This window comes from Halomonas llamarensis, from assembly GCF_023555005.1.
In the GTDB taxonomy this organism is placed as follows: Bacteria; Pseudomonadota; Gammaproteobacteria; order Pseudomonadales; family Halomonadaceae; genus Vreelandella; species Vreelandella llamarensis.
In genome coordinates this window covers 1-7,923 of record NZ_JAMJPJ010000051.1, presented here as the reverse complement: position 1 = coordinate 7,923, position 7,923 = coordinate 1, and the positions used below count along the sequence as shown (strand labels likewise).

Here is a 7,923-nt window from a genome sequence, read left to right as displayed (position 1 = left end):
GTAGATCGGCTAAAGTGAGTCTTTGTTGCGTCGCGTACTCGCTGAGGGGAATCTCTCGAACAGAGGCGTGATAAAGATGGCCGAGCCAAAACGCCTGCATAGCATTGAGTTCTTGGACCATGAGGATTTCCTGGATAAAGAATGCCTCAGTGTGATCAGCAAAACTCAGGTTGAGAAGATGTGGTTAGTGGCGCGCTTACAAAGCAAAGTACGTTGCTGAAACTTGCAGCGAAAATGGCTGGCACTACATGATAGGCGTTGAGTCGCCAGAAATTCCAGAGGATATTTCCGATCTAGAAAAGTTGCTCAATCCCGAAGCGTTACAATTAAAGTCAACCAAAGTCCCCAGGAATTCTCCCTGCCCTTGCGGGAGTGGTAAAAAATATAAAAAATGTTGTGAAAACATTAAGTTAACGCCATAATTATTGTCCTAATAAGCGGCTGTGCCGGACAAGCTTTTGCGTAAAGAGACGTACAAAAGCCGCTGTCGGGCTCGTGTGATTGATAACGCCACACCACATTGGCTAGGGAGGACTAAAACACTCCTCTATCAACGGGCGGGTTGTTTTTAGCACTTCATCGTTTCCATCAGCAGTTCTCCACCCCAGCTCAATAGGAAAAGTGTGCAATGGCAGCGGGCAAGGTAGCACTTGTAGCCCGGTGAGCGCAGCGACAGCCGCCGCGGCATGCGCCGGTATGGTTGCGATGGCCGACGTCCCTTTCAATAAGTACGGCAGGGCTGCAAAGTGTGTCGTGGCAGCCACGACACGTCGCGACAGCCCCCGTTCCGCCAATGCTTCATCGACAATACCCACAAAGCCGCCAGATGATACCAGGATATGCTCAGCGGAAACGAAGCATTCGATATCAAGTGTGGCTATCGCCCAGCGTTCAGGATCCACCACACAGGCGTAGTTCACCCCGCCGAGGAGACATCGGCTTAATCCACTTCTTGCCAATCCCCCAGAGCTGATCGCCAAATCTAAGTTTCGTCCTGCCAGGGCATCAGCAACTACTTGGCTGTGGGTTTGCCGGAATATCAGACGCAAGCCTGGCATTGTATGAGTCGCTCGCTCAATCAGACGTGACCCAATGGCGATCTCAAAGTCATCGGAAAGGCCAATTGTCACCGATCGCCCCTCAAAACTGCGCCCTAAAGGCGACACCATGACAAGGCTTTGGCGAATTTTGTGCAACGCCTCTGAAACAACGGGTTTCAATTGTTGAGCAAGCAACGTCGGCGCCACCCCGCACCCGGTACGCTGAAACAGCCGATCACCGTAAACGTCTCTCAAGCGCTTCAGTGCCGCACTCACCGCGGATTGTGTCAATGCTAGCCTTGTTGCTGCGCGACTAGCGCTGCCCTCTTCATAAAGTGCTTCAAACACCTTGAGTAGGTTCAGATCAGTTTTCGTGATATCAATTTTATTCATATCAAATAGAAATGCATCCATATTCATTAATAATGCTAAAGCTTATAACATTTCTTTGTTATTCACTTTTCACGCGTTTTTTCCAAAGGTACACAGTATGGCGCAAACGATCGTTGCCGCACTCCAGATCGGCTCACTCCTCTCCGGCAAAGCCGCTACACTCGATCTTATTCTCTCCTATGAAGCCTCAATTATTGAAGCTGGTGCCACCTTGGTGGTACTGCCAGAAGCCGTTCTCGGCGGCTATCCTAAGGGAGAGATATTCGGCACTCGGCTTGGCTACCGGTTACCCGAAGGCCGTGACGCTTTCGCGGCTTACTTTGCCAACGCTATTGATGTTCCCGGCCCTGAGACAGAAGCCCTTGCTGAGCTCTCGGCACACACCGGGGCAACCCTCGTTGTAGGCGTCATTGAGCGTGACGGTAGCTCGCTATACTGCTCGGCGTTGTTCTTCGACCCTGAGCAGGGTCTTATCGGCAAGCACCGCAAATTGATGCCAACGGGAACAGAACGGTTAATTTGGGCTCAGGGCGATGGCTCCACCTTAACCACAGTGAATACCCAGGCGGGGACTGCAGGTGCTGCTATCTGCTGGGAAAACCATATGCCGTTACTGCGTACCGCGATGTATGCTAAAGGCATTGAAATTTGGTGCGCCCCCACGGTAGATGAACGCGATGTCTGGCAAGCATCCATGCGTCATATCGCCCACGAAGGGCGCTGTTTCGTCGTTAGCGCCTGCCAAATCCAACCCTCTCCCGCCGAGCTTGGCATTGAAGTACCGGGCTGGGACAGCCATCGCCCGCTGATTCGCGGCGGCAGCCTTATTGTAGGCCCCTTAGGTGACGTGCTTGCGGGGCCGATGCGCGAGCAGTCAGGCTTGCTAATAGCGAAGGTAGATACCGCCAAACTCGTTCAGGCACGCTACGACTTTGATGCGGTCGGGCACTATTCTCGTCCTGATGTATTCGAGCTAACCGTCGATGAGCGGCCAAAGCAGGGTGTTGTCTTTAACTATTAGCAGTACAATGGTTCGGATGGTTTTAAAGAAAGCCTGATGCTCAGACAATGGGGTTTCTGACAATAAGTTCGTATTCTTCAATCTTTCAGTCATCAGCCTAGAGGTGCATCTTGGCGTAATGGTTTCGCCTCACACCCCGTTTCCCACGGGTTACGTCACCCTGCCAATGTACAGCAGGTCACCATCGCTTCGGCTCAGGCTCTCTCACAGCAGAGAGCCGCCCTTCGCTGGGAACAACCCGTTCGACACGAAGGTATTCCAGTCATGCTTGTGCCCATTCAGATGCTTCCTGCAGCCGTTAGGGTCGAGAAACACTTTAGGCGATATCGCCAACCGGACAACTAGGCTGAAGGAGGGCACTTGGATCGTGAATGTGACCCGACCAGCAGGCGGCCGCTAGACCGAACCTTGCCCAAGCTTGCGAGCGGAGAGCGCTATTGCTGGTCATTTTCCGAGGGCATATCGGGCCAATCCTGAGGCTTGAAGACTCGGCTGGCTGCGGGATAGGCTTCGCGCCATCTCGAATAGACCTTGCCGATATCGCCGAGCGGCTTGGCCAGAAGCCGCGCATTGATGGCGAAAGCCGCCGTGCCACCAAGCGCAACTTCGTCCGGTAACAGCCAGAGATCAAACTTCCAGGAGACGAGAATGAGCGCAACCAGGGTTGTCCACATCACAATATTGAGCCCGTCTTCGACGATCCATTTACGCAGCTCAAGCATCAGCGAATGGCGGAACCAGCTCTCTTGATGCTGGTCAAACTCGGCGCGGCCCGCCCTCGGTGTGGTATGTGCAAGCAGCGATTGCAGGTCGAGTATGGAGCTGCTGAGCCACTGTATCCCCGGCCCGAAGCCCCAAGCCAGCGCGAGCGCCGGGATAATCGACAGCAGCATGAGCGGGATCCACTCCGGCCCGAGACTCACTTGCCAGACCAACACTGATATAATCGAGACCGTGATTTTCCAGGACTCCTTGTAAAGCACTTCCGCGGCCTTCTTCGCCTGCTCGCATCCGTAGATCACCTGGCTGATGTCGCGCGCACCGTGTTCATCCTGCCGGCCGTCGAGGTAGAGTCGCTGAAACGTGATGATGAGGCGCACTTCCACGGCTTTGTTGGCGAGCTTCTCAACGAAATCGAACAACGTGATACCGGCCATGATTGCCACGAACAGCAATCCGAGATCAGAAACCAGATCCGGTACTTCGAATCCGGGCTCTCCCGCGATTTCAAATACTCGCTTGGTAATCCAGGCGCTCGCCGGTTCAAGCGCGGCCTTGCCGGCCAATGCAGCGAGCAGTACCCCCACCACCCAGCGATTCATCAGTACAACGCGCAGGCAGTCGTATGCCACGCCAAAATGCTCGTTGGAAGCGCGCGGCTGGTTTTCGGCATTCGATGTATTCTTTGTCATTTAACTATTACTTGCGGCTAGTGGACGGCCCTTTTGCAGGGTCTCGACGGTTTTTGTGAGCAAACCGATAACATTCAGAAAGATCCGCCTCATCCGTATCTGCGGAATGGCATCCGATAAAACGATCTCGAAAATACTCATGGTCTGCAGTCTGTTAGCCGTTAGAATTCGGCCGAAACCGAAAGCTGAATCAGCCTGGAGAATGACTTGGTTTTATCTTCGAATTCTATCTCACCAGGCTTGACCTTTCTTTTTGTCTCGTCCTCTTCTCCTTCAAACAAGTTCTGTCCGGACAAGGTAACCGTCCAGCCGTCGTACACTTCTGCCCTGACAAACGCATCCACGGTGCTGAAAGCGTCGGCCGTTTCGTCTTCAGTTTCCACGCCCTCTAATTTCGATGAATCAGATTTACCCGTATAAGACCAAGTAACACCATAAGAGGCGTTCCAACCTGGAAGGGTGTACTCAAAGCCAAGGTCCGAGAAGAACTCCACCGTCTTCTCCAATGGCTTGCCGGTCTTGTCCAGCTCGGTATCAGCAAGAGTAAAATTCCCGATCAGTTCTAAATTCCTCAAACCAAACGAAGACATGTTGCGACGATAGTCAAACTCGACGCCCCGCAGGAACGCGCCTCCAGCATTTACGGGAGATCGCTCTACACGACCATTATTCGGGTTTCTAACTCTCTGAGACTGAATCTTGTCTTCGAACTCCCTCCAGAAGAAATTCAGCCCCATCACACCTGAACCATCCGCAAAGTAATAGTCGCCGCCAAAATCTAAACCCCAGGCTTTCTCGGGTTCGAGGCCGGGATTCCCTGTTTTGTCAGGGTCGTCAAAGTCGCCGTCTCCGCCCTTCACAGTCGTGGTCAAATCTTCGAACGCAGGGCGCAGAATCGTGCGGGAGATGCCTAATCTCAAGTCCGTCTGCTCGTTGTACTGATGTTTTATCTGGAAGGAAGGCAGCCAAACTAACTCGCTATCGGCGGCAGTTTCCCCGTTTCCAGCTACCGGTTTTCCGATCAGGTCATTGTACTCGCCACGTATACCGAGTCCGAGATCGGTTCTATCCGACAAGGAGTAATCATCCTGGACGAACAACATAAAACGATCTTCATCAACACCGAATGTTTTCTCTGGTTTTATCTCCAAGGGATCGTCATCTTTGCTTTCAGCCACGTTTCCGAAAGTGTCTTTGCTGACGAACTCGCCACCCACTTTGAGATCATGCCGGTCCGACACAGCCAACTTATACTCTGCTGAAGCGCGCCATTCTTCACTTTCCACCTTTTCAATCTCATTTTTTGTTTCGCTTTTATCAAGGGCGCCAGATGCATCAAACTTATCTACAAGTTCCGTTTTAATCTTATTTTCTTCCGTCTTCTGGTAGGTCAATGAAGTCTTTAACGATTCGTTTTCGGAGATTTCTCTTTCCCAGACGGCACGAACGCGGGACTGGTCCTGATCCTTCGTCTCATTCTTGTCTTTAAGCTCCGTCTCCTTCAGGTTTTGACCCTGAGCATCAGTAAATTTACGTTTTTTTTCGTTTTCAATTTTTTCCTCTTCCGAGAAGAAAAATGACGGTTGGAGCTTGAAAGTGGTTGTGGGAGTGATATCCCATTGAAACCGGGCGATCACGTCGTGCTCCGAAAATGTTGTGGCTTTTTCTTTTTGTTCCAACTCGAGCTCGTCAAAAAAGCCATCTTTGAACTTGCGTTTCCTCTTGTCTTCAACCTCAGGCTTCCTGCGTTCGCGCGCGCTAGCACTGATTAAATATCCAAAGTCACCTACCTTATCTCCGTACGTAAAAGATCCGTTTCCTTCGCCGCCACCAACATCTCGGCCGTTATCACTGACATGTCCAGCACCGACAGTCACCCGCCCAATCTGTTCGGAAGGCGCACCTTTGAGCTTGACATTAACGGTACCGTTTATGCCCTGTCCGGTCTGATCGGCCCGAGGACTGCGAATGATTTCAATTTCTTCGACCATACTGGCGGGAAATCGGCCAATTTCGATCGCCCGCTCACTACCGCCAGGCAAGCGCAGGCCATCGATCTGTACCTGCGTAAACTCTTCATCGAGCCCCCTCAGATTCACTTTCTCGCCCTTTGCGCCCTCCATGAACGCCCCGGGAACCCGACGTAAGAGATCACCGACCGAACTATCTGCGTAATCCTCAAACATCTCCTCGTTAATCACGATTTTCGAATTCGTACTCTGTCTCCGTGCTTCGAGTGCTTCCTTTCCTTCAACACCCTGAATTAAATCGCCTTCAACAAGGAGTACTGGAAGCTTTTCGGATTTCGTGTCAGCGTATTGCTCATCCTGCGCTGCAACAGGCAGAGCGACGAGTGTTGCCATCCATAGCCATAAAGTCGAAGCACGGTATGAGAAGAAGCGGTGCTGAGTGAGGATCATGGTAGTAAATGCTCCGTTACAAAATAAAACAAAATAATAGCAATAATGATAATTACTATCAATAACTTTTTAAAAACCTGAACGTATAATCTGACGGATCCCCACGACGTTAATGCTGTTCATCACTTGGTGTCTGATCAGTGGCTTCTTCACGTAGGCATGTCTGAAGCAGTGTCCAGCACGGTCAAGGGACATCATCAGGAGGTTGTCGACGAAGCTACTCCAAAAGCAGAAGCTGTGCGCAGCCTGGGGATAGGGGCTAATCTACCGGGCCGGTGGATCAAAGAGCACGCGGAGGGTGACGGGCAGGCCTTCCGGGGCAATGGCAAGCTGACACCGGAACAGGCCGAGATTCGACAGTTGCGAGAAGAAAACCGCCGACTGAAGACGAAAAAAGATATCCTAAAAAAGGCGACGGTCTTCTTTACCAAGGAAACGCGGTGAAATACGCGTTCATCACCCAGCACAAGAACATTGGGCAATATGTCCGTAATCAAGTATAAAAAGGCTAACAAGCGCAGGCACAGAGACGGCCTTTTCGTGGCGGCTGCCCCTTCACTACAAAGCCGCACGTGCTACGGGCGTTGATCCTGTAGAAAAAACCACTGACGCCCAATTTTTTGATAGGATCGAGAGAACAGACGAGGAGTGGTCAGCAAGCCGCGCTTTAACCCGCCTCATTCATCGCGGCGGTGGTAGTGCCATTATTTAGCGCTTTACGTCTGCGTGGTGGATGCGTTGAGGCTATCTAACGTCTTACCGACGCGATAGTTATGCGAGATAGGCTTTTAGTGTCCCGTTTCTATCGCGTTTTTGCATAGATAGCTGTCATTTGCCCACAGTGTGCTCTCGGCCCTTGGCCGATGGTGATGCTTGCGTTGTTGAAGCCATCATGTCAGTCAGGAAGCGGCTGCAGTCGGCGGATACCCGGGAGTAAACGAGGCCACCACTTGTCGGCCGCAACACTCAAGCGCATGCGGATTTGGCGAGCTTTTACCGTGAACGTAGCCGCCACTTTTAACACTTGCTCACGCAGCTTGATCAAGCTCCACCCTTTCCCGGTTCGGCGCTCCATCACGCAACGCACACTATGGAGCACTTGGTATGCATAGAGGCTCAGCAGCAGATTGACCTGATAGCGGGCCATGACGTCCTGAGTGGTCAGGTGGCCTTCAGCCTTGCCCCGCTTGCGATAGAGCGCCAGGACTTTCTCAGCTGGGGTGTGATAGCGGCTGAGGTTAGTGACCAGGAAAAACGCATGCGGCAGCAGGTCGTCAGGCGTTTCCTGCACCACCAATATCACCCGCCGCGGTGATTCCCAGCTACCGGCCTGATAGTCCAGATCATGGCACCACTCTCGTGGCGTCTCCGGTGGACGCCCGGGCGGCCGTTTGAGATAGGGGGCCGCCTGTGTCTGCAGGGCGTTGTTGCTTTTTAACCGGCCCAGATAAGCGATGTCCCTTGAATCGAGTGCGCGCAGTGTTTCCCCATCGGTAAAGCCAGCATCCAGGGAGTTATTGTCAAATTTTGTGTATGACCGTTTAGGCGGCGGTCCTATCTGACTGATCTGTTAAGGGCTCCCCATCCTGGAATTTCACGTTATTCACGACCAGTTCCAGTTTGTTGAACCCCGCTAT

General features: G+C 52.2%; 5 protein-coding genes and 2 pseudogenes. 3 read left to right on the top strand and 4 right to left on the bottom strand.

The window, feature by feature from the left end; genetic code table 11:
- Nucleotides 1-248: 248 nt before the first annotated feature.
- Nucleotides 249-422: an SEC-C metal-binding domain-containing protein gene (locus M8006_RS17085; protein WP_250084326.1), complete on the top strand. Its 174-nt coding sequence runs from the start codon at nucleotides 249-251 to the stop codon at nucleotides 420-422.
- Nucleotides 423-524: 102 nt separating this feature from the next.
- On the opposite strand, the gene M8006_RS17080 is transcribed toward M8006_RS17085, so the two are convergent.
- Nucleotides 525-1,460, bottom strand: coding sequence for a LysR family transcriptional regulator (locus tag M8006_RS17080; protein WP_250084324.1), 936 nt, complete (start codon nucleotides 1,458-1,460; stop codon nucleotides 525-527).
- A 70-nt stretch (nucleotides 1,461-1,530) separates the two neighbouring features.
- Between M8006_RS17080 and M8006_RS17075 the strand changes: the two genes are divergently transcribed.
- Entirely contained in the window at nucleotides 1,531-2,454 is a 924-nt protein-coding gene (locus tag M8006_RS17075) for a carbon-nitrogen hydrolase family protein (protein ID WP_250084322.1), read from the top strand.
- A gap of 434 nt (nucleotides 2,455-2,888) precedes the next feature.
- Here the strand turns inward: M8006_RS17075 and M8006_RS17070 are convergent, their stop codons facing one another.
- Nucleotides 2,889-3,866, bottom strand: coding sequence for an ABC transporter ATP-binding protein (locus M8006_RS17070; RefSeq protein WP_250084320.1), 978 nt, complete (start codon nucleotides 3,864-3,866; stop codon nucleotides 2,889-2,891).
- Nucleotides 3,867-4,027: 161 nt separating this feature from the next.
- On the bottom strand, nucleotides 4,028-6,286 hold the full coding sequence (locus M8006_RS17065; RefSeq protein ID WP_250084319.1) for a TonB-dependent receptor plug domain-containing protein: 2,259 nt from the start codon (nucleotides 6,284-6,286) through the stop codon (nucleotides 4,028-4,030).
- 231 nt (nucleotides 6,287-6,517) lie between these two features.
- Between M8006_RS17065 and M8006_RS17060 the strand changes: the two are divergent.
- Nucleotides 6,518-6,756, top strand: a pseudogene (locus tag M8006_RS17060) (IS3-like element ISAma1 family transposase); the annotation flags it as partial.
- 425 nt (nucleotides 6,757-7,181) lie between these two features.
- On the opposite strand, the pseudogene M8006_RS17055 reads toward M8006_RS17060, so the two are convergent.
- Nucleotides 7,182-7,796 (bottom strand): annotated as a pseudogene (locus M8006_RS17055) (transposase); the annotation flags it as partial.
- Nucleotides 7,797-7,923: the final 127 nt, after the last annotated feature.